Here is a 14842-nt window from a genome sequence, read left to right as displayed (position 1 = left end):
GCATTTACAGGACAGATTTTATTTTTTCATTCACCCACACAGTCATATCATGCAGCAATGTCATTGCTCCCTGTTTATCTTTCGATAGCCCCCAGAAACTGAGAGAAAGATTGGCTCCATTTTTTGAGGAAGAGACAGAGTAATCTTCATTACTTGCACTCGGTATGAAATCATTCTTGGCTATGCTCTTTTCTACTTCATCCTTGAGATAGGCTATATCGGGATATTGATTTTTATTAATTTCAGCATTGACATAAAATTCAATTCCATCCCCATTGCTCTCTGGTCTATACACTAAACTCATATACGTCTTATCGTATCCCCACTCACTTGGATAAAAGTGCAATGCTTTATAATCCTCATCCCAATTATTCATACGATTGGTGATATTGCTGTCAGGAAGAACTTTGGAAATGACACTTTTCCCTTCCTGAGAGATAGTATTTTCAAACGCCTCTAAAAGCTGTTTAGCTTTTATAAGTTTTCCAAAATTTTCCGTAATAAAATCAGACTGTTCATTACTCAATAAATCACTCATTTCTTCCTCACTCAATGCAGATAGATGGGATAAAAATTCGTTGTAGAAAATCGTCCATTTACTTAATGGTTCATTAATCATATCCTGACCCAGAAGGGAAATTGCCATATCAGTCAACTCAGTATAGGTAATAACCTTCCAATCATTATTTACTGAGCTTTTATTCCATGATGGCTTAAGTATGCACTTATATACATCTTGATTATTATTAATGTATTTTTTAAGTTGCTCCTCATATTTATCAAACGGATTGTTAATGCCAGAGATGACTTTATTCTCTATGCCGATTATAAAATCGTCATGGCATATTACGATATCGATTCTTTCTCCATCCTCACAGCCAACTTCTCTCTCGGCAGTGAGTGACGAAAAATCCATATTCTCAGTATCTATTTTTAATACTTTTAATAATGCCTTCAACAGCCATGGCGTTACTTTTTCATGACCTCCCATAAACAATGCCATTAAATCTGATGTAGGGTTTTCAAAATAACCACATCCACCTACATCAAAGAAGTTAGGCTCAGGGATTTCTTTAATCGTTATCTTGCTAAGTTGTTCCAGGAAATCATCTGGAAAAATATTTCCGCTCATAATCCCTCATATAATAATTCAATCATAAAAATAGTTTCTGTAACTCAGTCATTTTCTACGCTCAGTTACTGACCAGTGAATTCTTTGAGTCAGTGACATAGATAATACCGTCTTTCGTTAAAAATTCATTGAGTTATTCACGATCTAAAGGTTATCTATATCTGAAAATCAACACATCCACTCTAATAACCGCTCTTTACATTGTTTTTTTAGACAAGAGCATACCTTCAACTATGCTAAACCAAATAGCAGTTATCCTCACTAAATAGATAGCAAACTATTAATATAATAAGAATGTATTCCGCTCATTAGTTGATTGCATTACAATCAATCGTAACGCAATCATGTAATTCATGGATGGAATGACAATGACTGAAGCAGATCTGGATGAACTGGCTGATGAAATAGTTCTTCTGTTTACAACCGGTGAATTTTACAGAGGCATAGGGTCAGGGATAGGTGAAGTCAGCAAAAATTTTGGCTATCTCACCTACTCATTCCTTGATACGGATACCCGATATGCACGGTCACGAGAAATGGAAAGAATGATCCGTGCCATACACAGAGGAATTCTTTCACGCGATAAGGTCTATGAAACTGTAAAGAGGATCTTTGATAGCTTCAACAAGCACACGTCTGAGTCGCAGAAACGCAATATTTACCACGGCGCAGCGGGTGCGATGACCGGAAGTGTCATTGTATCTCAGGTAGTATTGCAGTTAGCAACCCGTATTGGAAATCTTGCGAGCATACCCTCTGTGTTTTCATATTACATATTGTTAGGTGGCGGAATGGCAGAGAGATCAATATATCGCTCAAGAAGCCTGAACACCGAAAACCCAGAGGTCTATTACGCACTAAGAAAAGACGATCTTGATTTTTTATTCTTTTTAATCGAACCAATGGTGGAGCCAATCATGGAATCACTAAAAGTGAAAAGAATATATGGCGATCATATGTTTAATGCATTGATTGATAAAGTAGGAGAAAAGATTAAATCTCATGCTTAAAATCATCAAGAAAGTTTTATTATTTTTATCCTATCAGTTAGGATTTTTACTGCTGACACTTTGTTTTTTCTGGATCTGCTATATTGTATTTGTTGGTTATGCACCATGGAGTGAGAAGGTTTATCATCTAGTTATAGCTATCATCCTGATGATTATCTTTGGGAAGTTTTGTGACTGGTATAATCGGCGAAGATAATTTTATTTTTTCTAAAAAAATAAGGCAGAGTTCTATGTTGGGCAACGAGTGAAGGTTGGATACAGTTTTTACTGTTTATTGAATTTTTATATTCATAAATTTTCATACTCATGAATTTTATATTTCATAATTATTATACCTATACCATAATGCCTTTAATCAGATTAAAAATAACAAATTAGATAGTTAAGGATATTATTTATGCAAATTAAGCCACTCAACTAAATTATTGTCACAGGGTCCACCTTCATTGTTAACTTTCACGAGGTTATCTTGTATTGATTTAAACAAAAAATTACACCTTACAAATATTTCTTCTGGAGAGGAAACACTAGGAAGTAGTAATGCAATGTAATACATTGCATTAATAGTACCACGGAGATAGTGTTCAAGATTTGATGTAAGGAAAGTAATATTTGGGTTAGACTCAGCATTGTGAACAATAGAGTTTCTTAAAATATATAACCGATGTATATGTAGTGTTACCTTCTTAGTATGGCTATCTATTTTAGCCCCCATTGACGATGGGTTTTTGCACAGATTAATCATCTTATTTAAAGAAAATAAAGCATAAGGATACTCCAACATTTGGAGAGTCAGATAATTACAAACATTATCATTTTTTAAAAGTAGATAAAGATCACCTAAAGTTATATTTATAAAATCATAAGATTGTTCACCCTCGGAGAAACTCTCAATATTCAGATAATTTATAATACCTCTTAACGCAAACATTTGCTTCACAACATAATCAAGACCAATGCATGGGACTACAGAAAGAATAACATGCTCATCATGTTTTATTTCATCTTGAGATACCCCTAAGGTTAAAGATTCAAGAGCGGACCAATATGACGTAAATTTACTTTCTTTTGAAATGTTGTTAATACCATTTCTAAGAAAATGAAATGCAGAACTTATTTTTTTTCTCGACTCCACAGTCGCGTTTTTAAATAAGACATCCATGGATTTTATGAAATGTGTAAATTCGTCCTTTGTTAATCTATCGGAGTTAACATTGATTTCATTATCAAAATGATTAATTATATTAACATCCTCTCCTTCTGTTTTGACACTGAACTTATTTTTTATTTCTATTTTCCCCTTGCCTATCATATATGCAATAACATCAAGTGATTCGACTAGTATCTGATCAGCTTTTATTCTAGCCGATAACTGTGTTATAGCTTTAGTCTCTATTTTTACTTGAATGTATTTTTTTCCTTTTTCAGTGTCGATAATTTTAAACTGACAATCATTGAATGCTATAGGTTGATCATTTCCAGATAAAAGGTCGTGTAATACATCATTTTCAAGAATGAACATCACTGTATGATTTGAGGGCTTTTGAGAAATTTTGCTTCGCCAAGATTGATAACGCTCGTCGAAACTCCCCTTGTCATTCTTCAATAAAATATTATTATACAATAAATAACACTCAGTTAATGGCATGCCCTTGGTTAAAAGAACGCTCATTAGGTTATTTATTTTGTTATATAGCTTCATTAACTCATCATCGCTAGGTGTCTCACTCTTATCTACAATGGATTTTATCTTATCTGCTGCCAGATCAACATAATCATTTTCAATGATTAATCTCAATTGTTTACATAAACTCTGAAATAGTTTCTTTTGCTTTTCGACGGGGCTTTTATTAGGATCTTTTATTAATCCTGGCTTCGTGAAAAGACTGGTAATTTTCATATTGAGGCTCAAAAAAATAGAGTCATTCAAAAGCTCGTCTTGAATTAAGATCTCCAAAAACTCACTTACTGCTCTTTCTCTTTTTTTCTCCCCTCCATATTTATTACCGAACTCATATAGGAAATCAATTTCTTGTAAAGAATTTAATACGTTATTAAATCCTACACGATCGGTATCTATACTATTTTTATGGCTCAAATTGGCCCAGCATTCAATAAAAAACAACTGCCTAACTGTCAGGCCGTCCCTATCCAAGCGGGTATCGATACGCATTCTTCTTGATTCCTAGCTAAAAAATATCTATAGTATGTTGATACTAACTTATTTTAATCGGTTGCTAAAACATAAAAGCCACTGATTCTGAAAAAAACGGCTCGGCCTTTTGTCAGTGGGGCATCCCGGAAAGGTGCAGAGCCAAACTTTTAGAAAATCGCACTAGTCGCGCTTTTCCCACTTAACATAAGATAAGCGCAGGTCTTCCCTGCGCTTTTTTAGTTCATGAATTTCGTCATTTCCCACAATGCATAACCAGACGTCCCAGCCTTGTGATGCGTCCATGTCACATCTTTATACCTGATAGAGATATGCTCCAATATCAGACCAGCCCCATCATCAATGATGTTAGGCATGACGAGATTGATATCTGATATGAGTCCATCATTGATCTGAATGGAGAAAAACTTCTCTTGCTTGGCATGTTGCGTCGTGCGGTAAAAGTCGAGCTGCACTTTGACCTTCTCTTGCTCGTTCAATGCCATTGCCAGTAACGGCGTTGACTTATCGATAGGTTTTACCAGGGTGATCGGATTATGGACTGCATGACCGTCATTGCTCATCATATGGTTAAAAGCCAAGATCATGATTTCATCCGTATGCCCTGCCTGATATCGGTTACCGATAGATTCTAATGTGGAGCAACCCTCAGAAATCAATCCCTGTGATTTACCTTCGATAGTCATGTATGCATAATTAGCCATATAAATTTCCTTTTCAATGGTTTTGCGCTTTGTATATTATCGTTAATGAACACTCAAGACCATTGATGCAATTATAATGATTAGGATAATATGGATATCAAAGAGCTCAGCGAATCGATTTTCTCATTCGTAAACTATGATGGACGCTCCCCATTGACTGAGAACGAAATAACCCTAATATACGAATTTAAGAAGCAGCTTCTTGGTAGTGAAGTTGAGCCTCGTAATGTTTTTGTTGAAAACCATTTAAAACACTACATAAATTAGGCTTTGGAGGTCAGTTAGCGATGGCAGGCAATTAACTCCCAGAAGCAGATGTTGATTAAGCGAATTATCTTAGTAAATAGAACTTGTTAGTAGTCTTACAATCAGATGGTATATCTTCATTTAGCTCGAAACGTCAATGTAATCACATGATATAAATGAAAATAATCAGCGCATTAAAAATCAATCACAAATAAAAACATTAGAGGTCTACATGCAGCAAGGTAGCACAATTTCATCTGTTTTTAAGACATCAAGAGATCTTCCCGAGAACTATGTCATAAGAAAAGATATTGACGATAAATTTATTGATGCACTAACTCAAGAGACACATGTTGTAATTTATGGTAGTTCAAAACAAGGTAAAACATCTTTAAGGAAAAAGAATCTTCTTCAAAATGATTATATCGACATTACCTGTTCTAACAATTGGAGATTGGAAGATATTCATGTCGCGATTTTAAAAAAAATTGGTTATCAAGTTTCAACATCACAGTCCAAAACATTAAAAGGAACAGCTAAAGTTAAAATAGGAATAAATATTCCTTTTATCAGCAAAACATCACTAGATGTAAATGGCGATACAGCAAAAACCATTAATAAAAAAAATATTGAACTAGATCCTGAAGATGTAAACGATATTATCACCTCCTTAGATGAAGTTAATTTTGATAAAATCATAGTCATTGAAGATTTTCATTATCTTCCAGAACAAACTCAAATTGATTTCTCAGTAGCATTAAAGGCTTTTCATGAGTCATCTAAACTTTGTTTCATAATAGTTGGTGTATGGCTGGAGGAAGATAAGCTTACAACATTCAATGGTGACTTAGCTGGAAGAATTGTTTCCATTAATGCTGATCGTTGGGAGAAAAATGATGTATATGAATTATTTAAGAATAGCGAAAGATTACTTAACATTAAATTTGATGATAAATTTAAATCAGATGTTGTTGAGAAGTGTAATGGAAGCATTTTTTTAGTTCAGCAGTTGTGTTTTCAGGCTTGTGAATTAGAACAAGTAAATAATACACAGAGGGAATCTAAAGTTATCGGTGCAAATTTTTGGTTCATCGCGCTTAAGCGTGAACCAATAGAAAACGGCGGTAAAAGTGGTTAGTTTTGTATTCGCCAAAACACTAACCGACCACTCAACCGCCGTCTGCCATGAATGCTAACCTCTCTTCCCTTTTCTGGGAAGGCTTTACCGTTGACTCCTTTTCCCATTCCTCATCTGATGCGCTGCTTATTACGCTTCGCCCAGACCCCCGTTTTGCACCCCAGTGCCGCCGGTGTGGCCGAAGAGACTGTGCCGTTCATGATGTCTCTGTACGTCAGGTTCGTGAGCGGGATTTGCTGCACTGGCGCGTCACCCTTCTGGTTCCTGTTCGTCGTCTTCGCTGCGCCTGCTGCGGTGTTGCCACCGAACGTATCTCCTGGTTGCCTGAGAGGCAGCGTTACACCTCTACATTATCCGTCTGGGTTGAGTCTCTTAGCCGTCTACTCCCCGTGAAGCACGTAGCACAGCTGACAGGCCTGCACTGGCACACCATCAAGAATATCGACCTCCGCCGTTTGCGTCGGGAATTGCAGGAGCCAGAGCGACATACACTTCGCCGCCTGATAATGGATGAGTTCGCCCTGTTTAAAGGCCATCGCTATGCCACTGTGGTCGTGGACGCTGATACGCAGCAGGTGCTGTGGGTCGGGAAAGGTCGCAGCCGCGCGGCCTTCCGCCCGTTCTTCACCTGGCTGGGACCGGAAGGCTGCGCGGCTATCGAGTCTGTCGCAATGGACATGAACACGGCGCTGGACCTTGAAGTCAGGGAGCAATGCCCACAGGCGGAAGTGGTCTATGATTTGTTCCACGTGGTGGCGAAGTTCGGTCGCGAGGTCATCGACAGGGGGCGGGTTGACCAGGCGAATCAGCTACGTGACAACGCGAAAGCCCGGAAGGTTATCAAGCGCAGCCGCTGGCTGTTGCTGCGTAACGCTGAAAATCTGCCAGCAGGTCATGATGTAAAGCTGGCAGAGTTGCTGGAGGCCAACCAGCCGCTGAACACCGTGTACGTGATGAAAACTGCGCTGAAAGAGCTGTGGTATGCGCCGGATAAGGAGGTGGCCCGGCATCGCTGGGATGAATGGTACAGGCAGTCTCAGGAGAGCGATATAAAAGCGCTGCAGCAGTTCGCAGATAAGCTCAAGGGCTACGTGAGCGGGATAATCGCCAGTGCTGAACATCGTCTGAATACGAGTGTGCTGGAGGGGATGAATAACAAAATCAAGGTACTAAAGCGAATGGCTTATGGATACCGGGATAACGACTACTTCTTCCTGAAAATTAAAGCAGCGTTCCCCGGTAAAGCGCGATGAACCAAAATTAAGACAGGCCTTGCGAAAATCCGTTGATCTTCAAGTAAAAATATCTATAAAACCTATTGTTTTTGAGTTTGACTCTAGCTCATCGAGAATTAAGATAGTTGATCGGCCATTTATATTATGGCGTTCATATCAAAACCTAGACGATTTATATGGTTATGCTGATTTATCTGATGATTTAAAAACCAATATAATAACCACTAAATATGGTAATGCATCCAATTAGTAGAACATGTGTTTTTCAATGAATGCCCCGATGACTTTTTCATGCAATTCTATCGAACGCGAGAAGCAGATTGTTTTACGGGCCAGACGTTTAATACGTGTCCTCAGTGTCAGGTTGTTACGCTCAATACGCTGAGTGAAGATTTTTCCTGTCAGATGCTTATCTTTCGGGAGTTCTCTGGCATAACTGCCCCAGTCATCGCTGGTTATTTATCATACCGATGTTAAACGGCGTCAGCAGAGCCAGAAGTTCACGGCAGGTGTTATCCGTGCGCGGTCCAAACGTGTAAGCCAGAACGCCACCTGTTTTGGTGTTGTATGCATACCAGAGCCAATGCTGCCGGGCTTTATTGCCGACAAAGCTCCATTGCTCATCAAGCTCACAGATAAGTGCTACATCGGCATGAGCGACCGGAGAGGAAGTTATTCGCTTCGGCGCGAGTTTTTTAACGTGCGAATGACGGTGTTAATACCGATTTTCAGTGTTCTGGCTGTATCACGAACGCCGGCGCCGTTGAATGCCATTTCGGTAATTTGTTTTTTGACACCGGGCTTACGCGCTTCATAGGTATAGGTGAGCAGAAACACGCGGTGACAGTCACGACAGCGAAACCGGTCACGACCTTTAGGGTTCTGTCCATGACGGTAAACCTGAACAGACTGACAGCGAGGACAATGAACATTAACGCTGGCCATGAGCAAACCTCAAAGCGGTCATTATATATCAATTCAACTAATTAGAGGCACCACCCTATTTTTTTATCCTTATGTGAGGATCATGCTGGATATACTATAAAAAATACGACCCAACCCCAAAATAATTCAGACAAAGAATTTTTTTTAAAAAAACCGGGCATAGATTATATACATCCAAAATTTCTGTCTGAATCAGAAAAAATAGCATGGGAATCGATGGGTATATCTTTTGTAGAGGAAGAGAATTTCCAGTATAGCTCATTCAATGATTTAGCATTGCAGATGTATGAAAGCCTTACATGCGTCAGAAACTTACAAAGCTCCATTTCGTCATTTGCCTTGGTATTTCATCCAATTTTATCGGCACCAAATAATGACGTTAGTTTCAGTGACCCAGATATGCCTTTTGATATTTTTTGCTCTATACCATCGATTCAAGAAGCGAATCGTTTAGAAAGATTCACAGAAAGTGTTATTCACGAAACTTTACATCTTCAACTAACTTGTATTGAAAAACACATTCCATTGTTTCACGAAGAGTATTTATCTAACCACTTTTATTCTCCGTGGAAAGGTGAAGGTAGAAATGAAAGAGGCCTACTTCATGCCATTTATGTTTTCTCAAACATCAGAAAATACTGGATTACAATGAACAACTCATCTGTGAAAAATAGTAATTTCATAGAAAGAAGAATAATTTCTATAACTAACGAATTAGAAAAATCTGAGCATATATTTACAAGCAAGGCCTTAACAAAGGAAGGCAGTAGACTCGCAACACTCTGTTTTTCTGACTTATAGTCAAGATAACATATTTAATTTAACCGACAATATGTTTATTCTTTATAGGAGCGCTATCTTATTGAGCAGTAGTAGTCGGTATGCTCGGCATAAAATTTATTTTTATAAAAACAATTAACAACAATCGATAAAGCAGAATATAAATTAGATGACAGCTATGTTTATAGCTGTCATCTAAAAATCAATAGTTATTCCAGTTATTCTCTAACCAAGCAATTACATTTTTATGGCTACGGACATCACCTGGTAGATTTTCTCTGATCATCTTTTCTACTTTAAGACCAATCGCCTTATTCTTTAAAGAGTGTTTCTCAGCAAATCTATTGATAAATGGAAGGACTTCATATCCTTCATGTCGGTTAAGCAATGTGCTATCTGGCTTTCCTGTCTTTTTCGGATCATCATTACCTAATGCTGTCCAACTATATGTATGCTTTAAATCTGATTGTGATAAAAGAGCCATTTCTCACCTCATTACATTATTTAATTGACGAAAATAGTAAATATATTTCACCGAGCCAAAACCCCCAATGAATTCAGCAACTGGGTATCTAACGTTTCAGTAGCTGGTAAAGGGAGACCTTTATTAATTCGATATGTTCTTATAGCAGATCGGGTTCCCGGCCCCATAACGCCATCAATGATGCCCTCATAATAGCCTTTATCAAACAAGGCAAATTGCACACGCATGATAAGCCTGCGTCTTTTTTCCTGATCGGAAGAGACACCATTCATGGAGGTATTGGTATTTTGGCTCGTTCTAGACCTTGAAGAACTTACAGAATTTCCGGTTTCAGGACGAAGCGCTCTCGTTGAAGGTGAAGATGCCGCTGGCGAAGACGGTGATGACGTCACTCCTGAGCCGCTACTCCCGGAAGATGAATCACTGCTGCGAGGGTAGTATGGTGTAGCACTACCACCATAATATCCACCACCGGATGAAGAACGGTGGGAGCTGTGCGAACTGTGGCTACGATGAGAGCTGTGGCTTCGGTGACCGGCAATATAAAAAGGCACTTCGGTATTGAGTGGTGCAAGCACAAGGTCGTGATCATTTAATGGAGAGTAGCCAAACTCTTCAATATTCATCGCTGCATCACTGGCCCACACAGAGTTATTGAGTGCTAAAAACCCAGGTAATAAAGCGGCTAACTTTAATCTTTTCATAGTATTGGTCTCGGCATTTGATGAAAACGGCCTTTTGATGAGGAGAAATAACCAGCACAGGATGATTTTTTACTGCATGAATCACACGCTTCTGGATAGTAGTTTTTCCAGTCAGAAATAGATTGTGTTGAATAATCCCATAAAGACTCAGGCAGGTGACACAGCGGATAATTGAATATCACCAACGGGATACCCGCTCTGTTGGCCGTGTCGGTAGCTAAGGACAGAGAGGTCGCATACGAATCGTGGCTGACAAAAATCTCATCCCAGTTCTTTCTTGCCCAGCCAATAGATTCCAATCCCATAATGGAGATCTGACTGATGTTAGAAAAAACCCTGCCAATATATTCCACCACGTCAGCAAGATCGTGGTAATTCGCCTTTGTTGGGATGATCCTTAATTCAATGTTGATACCTGAATTTCCAGCGTTAATTAAACCTTTAACAGTGTCCCTGAAAGCACCATCACTCCCCACTAAATAACTTCGCACATTGATGCTTCACTTCTCATCGTGCGAGGCCAGTGCTGACGGGATGCCGTCTTCAGCGAGTGTAGCGCTATTATGCAAAGCTATTTAGATGATCATGAATTTGCTGTCGTGAAGAATAAAGCGGGATCCCAAAGGTAATGTTCATTCTTTTGCTTCGTTCCCTCACCTTTTCAGCAAACCGAGCATCAGCAAACTGTCGACCATTGGTTAATACATGCAGAGAGGTATCAGGAGCATTATCAATAACGAAATCAAGAAACGAGAGAAATTCTTCGCCATATAGCAGCGGCTCACCACCACTGACCCCGACAAGCCCATTAAAGTTAAATGCCGCAATCGCAAGGGCAGACTGTGTAAGAAGCCAGTCATCATTGGGTGTTTTTGGTGGCTGAGAACAAAACAGGCATCGGTTATTACATCTTTCCGTCACAAGGACAGTATTATGATTTGCTCTGCGAGACAAAATCACTCTGAGCATATTGCCATTATTCACAACACCAATATCGCCATCTTCTACGGACTCGTATAGCTGATTACTGACGATAGAGCCTGCATAATAAGGGGCAGTCGCACCATCATCAAAAGAATGTTGGATCAGTAAATTTGGCAGAAAAAATTGTGGGTCAACGGGCTTCTTTTTGCACAGCCGATAGAAACCCATTTCAACCGTGTTTTTTGCCGTAAAACGGAAGATATCGTTTCTTAGCACCTCAGACATAAGCCCACCTTTTCAGCATCGTTGCGGTAGGCCCATCCTGAGCAATGGCATTCATCAGGAACCGAAACATTCCCTTATGATATTGGCAGAAGATGGAGCGGCTTCTGTCGCCTACCGGCTCTCCCTGAACACTGATATTCTGGCAAGGGTCAGCGCCGCAAAATGGCTGGTAAGCACAGGTATCACAACCCGGTAGAGCAAAATTGAACGATGAACTCAGGACTGACTGATAGTAGGGACTTTGAGAAAAAGACAATCCTGAAACAGCTCCGGCACTAAAATCAGCATCTGCATTCACCTTCTGAAGCATTCTGCTTTCGTCGCTGCCATAAACACGGCCATCATAGTTAAAGAGAATACAGTTCAATACGACGCCGCTGGGAGATTTCAGATCGGCATAGCCACTAAAACCCGGATTGAAAATCCGCTTTAAATGTATCGCGGCTGAGTGTTCAACCACAGCAGTACCTTTCTGGTTATGCCACAGAATTTCGTCAATTAACGCGGCGTAAAAGTCGAAATATTCCTGCATCGAGAAAGTGAAGCTTTCTTTATGGGCAAATCCGTAAGGGCTAACGGGTCTGACAAAGATATCCGTCAAGCCTAATCCCAGATGGGCATCAATGATTGAACCCGGATGTTGGATCAATGCCTTGGTAACGGTCGTGACTGTCGCCACGCGACCTGCGCCAAGCAGCTCCCGAACCGCCAGCATCCCCGCAACGGCTTTTGAATAGGATTTACCCTCGGCAAGGAGCCGGTTTTTATTATGGATATCCTCACCACCGTCCAGAGAAACGGAGAACGTGATATTGCGATCTTTAACCCAATCCATCATGGACGATTCAAGCAGTGAGAGCGTTGTGGCGATCACCATTTCAAAGCATTGCTGACCCAGCGTTCTCTCACACTCAGCGTATATTTCCTGGATCAGATCAAACCGGAGTAAAGGCTCCCCGCCCTGCACTTCTATTTTATAGGGAGGAGAAGACAGTTTTTTAATGGTCTGAACGATATCAGGGATAAGAAGCGGATCAAGATCGTAACCTTCAGCACCGATTGCCGCTCGGCTGACCTGACAATACTTGCAGGTATGATCGCACCGCAATGTTGGCACAATCATGAAAATCGGTCTGACAGCCAGATCGCTCATCAGCCGTTTAGCAAATCCTGAACTGAGTGAAGCAGAAGCCAGGTCTTCGGAAGCATCGTCGGCAATGAACAGCTTACTTTCCAGAATGTCACTAGACCGGAACTCCGGCGACCATTTATTGCAGGAAAGGCTTTCTAATTCATCGTTAGTGATGAAGTGATGAAAGCCAGCCAGATTGCTGATGAATACCCTGCCATCATTCAACCTGTCAAAGTTAAATGGCATTGGCTTCATTCAGTCAGCCTCGCATCAATGCTTCTCAGCACAGTGGAGATGATTGAAGCCCTGATATGTCCGGTATGGCTTTGATGAGCTTCGCGGAGCTTGTAATCATTCAGGAGGCGTTCAAATTCAAACTTGATGGTGTCATCAAAGGATTCAAAAGAGACGATCCAGTCATTGTCATCTGCCCCCAGTTGCCACCTTGTGTAAGCAGACATCCAATACAAACTATTTCTCACCACCCATTCAGAATGATTTGTTTTTTCTATAGTTTTTATAAACATTGCTGTCCTGTCTAATTAATAACAATTAAAAAAATTACAGACGTAAAATATTTTTATGCTAATGATTTTTAAAATACTGCTTATACGATATAGCTCTACTATTGAAAAAGATCCACCTGAGAGTTAAAAAATAATTAATCCAATAGTTTTATCCAAAAAAACGATAGCAAGATAATAATATTAATTTATTTTTATTTGACTCGTATCCAGTTGAGGACATGTTACATATCAGTGGATAGGTGATTGCTCAGGGCAAGGTGTTGTTCTACAGAGTCAGCGAAGCTAGACAGCCACAGTAAAAAAGATGTTGACCTACTTTGGGAAAGATTGGGCTGATTGTATCAGCATTTTCATGTTAAAAGTTAATCTATTACGCCCATTATTCTTCAATATTTTCTTTATGGAAAGAAAATTTATTTTTTTAATTTTTTGGCTAAAATATACAAGTTGCATACAAAAAATCATGATTTTTTATTTTGTTAAAATTGATAATTAATGGTAGCATGCTGTATGCGTGGAAGTGTTAAACGCTATCAGTAAAGCTGTGGGAAATTGAAGAGATTGCAGGCTTGCCGTAATAATTCTCGAATAGTAAACATAGTAATTTATTGGTTTTTCCAAGTCTTATATTCGGATAAAAGCACTCCTGCATACTGTATCGACAAAACTTAACATCTTATTATTTAAAGGAGAAGGACAATATGATAGGTTCATTTAAATCGCGAAAACCATCTGCAAAAATCATCAGAGTAGAGGCACTTGATGAAAATGGTCATCCATTTGTACCGCCATCATATGAGTATTGGGTTGTTGTTATGTCCTCTCCACCTGTTGTAAAATTCAGAGCTACTTCATTTGATGAGGCATTGGCGGAATTAGAAAATTTAGGTTATAGCTATACTTATTAGTTACTTGTTATTTTCACTATCCAAATATCCGGGGAAGTTTTTTAATTGTGACCCTTCATCTGGGATAAAAACATCCCCAATATTTTGATTTTGCCATTTATTGTAAAAAGGAGTGTATTTCTCCCTATTTGAATTCCAATGTTTAATACATATATTTAACGCATTATCTGCCTCTTTCTTTGCCTCATCAACTGACAGCCTAGTTAAACAAGCTATAAATGCATGGTTCCAAAATTCTTCGATAGTCATAAATTACCCTCGTACATTATATTAATATAAACTAGTGATACCAGTTAAAAAAGCATTGTCAATATCAAAATAAAAATTAACCATCAAAGATCTATTATTATTTTTTTAAATAATTATAAATAACAAAAGCAAGGGCTAACTCTCCGAAGCGCTACGCTGGCTTCTCCGAGTTCTCCCTTGTTTTTTCGCCCTTCGGTTGAAAAAAATTAAAAGCAAAATCAACACCATGCATTGACATTGTTAGCTTCTGTCATATAAGTAAGTCT

Annotated in this window: 16 protein-coding genes and 1 pseudogene; 5 read left to right on the top strand and 12 right to left on the bottom strand. The window is 39.1% G+C overall.

What is annotated here, in order from left to right; all coding sequences use genetic code 11:
• Positions 1-4 precede the first annotated feature (4 nt).
• The gene (locus tag NAL19_RS08195; protein WP_263059378.1) at positions 5-1132 is read right to left on the bottom strand and encodes a PD-(D/E)XK nuclease family protein; all 1128 of its coding nucleotides are present in this window, start codon (positions 1130-1132) and stop codon (positions 5-7) included.
• A gap of 368 nt (positions 1133-1500) precedes the next feature.
• Between NAL19_RS08195 and NAL19_RS08190 the strand changes: the two genes are divergently transcribed.
• The gene (locus NAL19_RS08190; protein ID WP_119158493.1) at positions 1501-2142 is read left to right on the top strand and encodes a hypothetical protein; all 642 of its coding nucleotides are present in this window, start codon (positions 1501-1503) and stop codon (positions 2140-2142) included.
• Between the two features lie 391 nt (positions 2143-2533).
• On the opposite strand, the gene NAL19_RS08185 is transcribed toward NAL19_RS08190, so the two are convergent.
• Together NAL19_RS08185 and NAL19_RS08180 are read right to left on the bottom strand one after the other, a co-directional pair.
• A complete protein-coding gene (locus NAL19_RS08185; RefSeq protein ID WP_263059377.1) occupies positions 2534-4315 on the bottom strand; it encodes a hypothetical protein in 1782 nt (593 codons plus the stop codon).
• 218 nt (positions 4316-4533) lie between these two features.
• Positions 4534-5019 carry an Hcp family type VI secretion system effector gene (locus tag NAL19_RS08180; RefSeq protein WP_263059376.1) on the bottom strand — a complete coding sequence of 162 codons (486 nt, stop codon included), beginning with the start codon at positions 5017-5019 and terminating at the stop codon, positions 4534-4536.
• 478 nt (positions 5020-5497) lie between these two features.
• Between NAL19_RS08180 and NAL19_RS08175 the strand changes: the two genes are divergently transcribed.
• Both NAL19_RS08175 and NAL19_RS08170 read left to right on the top strand, forming a co-directional pair.
• The gene (locus NAL19_RS08175; protein ID WP_263059375.1) at positions 5498-6403 is read left to right on the top strand and encodes a hypothetical protein; all 906 of its coding nucleotides are present in this window, start codon (positions 5498-5500) and stop codon (positions 6401-6403) included.
• 47 nt (positions 6404-6450) lie between these two features.
• A complete protein-coding gene (locus tag NAL19_RS08170) occupies positions 6451-7656 on the top strand; it encodes an ISL3 family transposase (protein WP_263059374.1) in 1206 nt (401 codons plus the stop codon).
• A 228-nt stretch (positions 7657-7884) separates the two neighbouring features.
• Here NAL19_RS08170 and NAL19_RS21815 read toward each other — a convergent pair whose 3' ends face one another.
• The 3 genes from NAL19_RS21815 to NAL19_RS21805 are packed head-to-tail and all read right to left on the bottom strand — an operon-like array spanning position 7885 to position 8583.
• Entirely contained in the window at positions 7885-8043 is a 159-nt protein-coding gene (locus NAL19_RS21815) for an IS1 family transposase (protein WP_411561429.1), read from the bottom strand.
• A gap of 40 nt (positions 8044-8083) precedes the next feature.
• Positions 8084-8275 carry an IS1 family transposase gene (locus NAL19_RS21810; protein ID WP_411561428.1) on the bottom strand — a complete coding sequence of 64 codons (192 nt, stop codon included), beginning with the start codon at positions 8273-8275 and terminating at the stop codon, positions 8084-8086.
• A gap of 35 nt (positions 8276-8310) precedes the next feature.
• Entirely contained in the window at positions 8311-8583 is a 273-nt protein-coding gene (locus tag NAL19_RS21805) for an IS1-like element transposase (protein ID WP_411561408.1), read from the bottom strand.
• 216 nt (positions 8584-8799) lie between these two features.
• On the opposite strand from NAL19_RS21805, the gene NAL19_RS08160 reads away from it, so the two are divergent.
• Positions 8800-9384 carry an aKG-HExxH-type peptide beta-hydroxylase gene (locus tag NAL19_RS08160; RefSeq protein ID WP_263059373.1) on the top strand — a complete coding sequence of 195 codons (585 nt, stop codon included), beginning with the start codon at positions 8800-8802 and terminating at the stop codon, positions 9382-9384.
• 181 nt (positions 9385-9565) lie between these two features.
• Here the strand turns inward: NAL19_RS08160 and NAL19_RS08155 are convergent, their stop codons facing one another.
• The 5 genes and pseudogenes from NAL19_RS08155 to hxsD form a co-directional block, all read right to left on the bottom strand.
• Entirely contained in the window at positions 9566-9847 is a 282-nt protein-coding gene (locus tag NAL19_RS08155) for a hypothetical protein (protein ID WP_033071217.1), read from the bottom strand.
• A 47-nt stretch (positions 9848-9894) separates the two neighbouring features.
• Positions 9895-10551: a His-Xaa-Ser repeat protein HxsA gene (hxsA, locus tag NAL19_RS08150; protein WP_263059372.1), complete on the bottom strand. Its 657-nt coding sequence runs from the start codon at positions 10549-10551 to the stop codon at positions 9895-9897.
• A pseudogene (locus NAL19_RS08145) lies at positions 10548-11760 on the bottom strand (radical SAM protein). Before NAL19_RS08145 ends, hxsA begins: the two are co-directional and overlap by 4 nt.
• Positions 11753-13147, bottom strand: a complete 1395-nt coding sequence (gene hxsB, locus NAL19_RS08140; protein WP_263059371.1) for a His-Xaa-Ser system radical SAM maturase HxsB — start codon at positions 13145-13147, stop codon at positions 11753-11755. The pseudogene NAL19_RS08145 and the gene hxsB overlap by 8 nt, the downstream one beginning before the upstream one ends.
• Entirely contained in the window at positions 13144-13419 is a 276-nt protein-coding gene (gene hxsD, locus NAL19_RS08135; RefSeq protein WP_015730161.1) for a His-Xaa-Ser system protein HxsD, read from the bottom strand. Before hxsD ends, hxsB begins: the two co-directional genes overlap by 4 nt.
• 701 nt (positions 13420-14120) lie before the next feature.
• Between hxsD and NAL19_RS08130 the strand changes: the two genes are divergently transcribed.
• Positions 14121-14327 (top strand): hypothetical protein, encoded by a 207-nt coding sequence (locus NAL19_RS08130; protein ID WP_263059370.1) that lies wholly within the window; start codon positions 14121-14123, stop codon positions 14325-14327.
• Here NAL19_RS08130 and NAL19_RS08125 read toward each other — a convergent pair whose 3' ends face one another.
• Positions 14328-14576: a hypothetical protein gene (locus NAL19_RS08125; RefSeq protein ID WP_263059369.1), complete on the bottom strand. Its 249-nt coding sequence runs from the start codon at positions 14574-14576 to the stop codon at positions 14328-14330.
• Between the last annotated feature and the right edge of the window lie 266 nt (positions 14577-14842).

Origin of the sequence: Pectobacterium sp. F1-1 (assembly GCF_025643735.1) — a bacterium.
Lineage (GTDB): Bacteria > Pseudomonadota > Gammaproteobacteria > Enterobacterales > Enterobacteriaceae > Pectobacterium > Pectobacterium colocasium.
The sequence above is the reverse complement of the archived record's forward strand: the minus strand, read 5'-3'. Positions and strand labels throughout refer to the sequence as shown.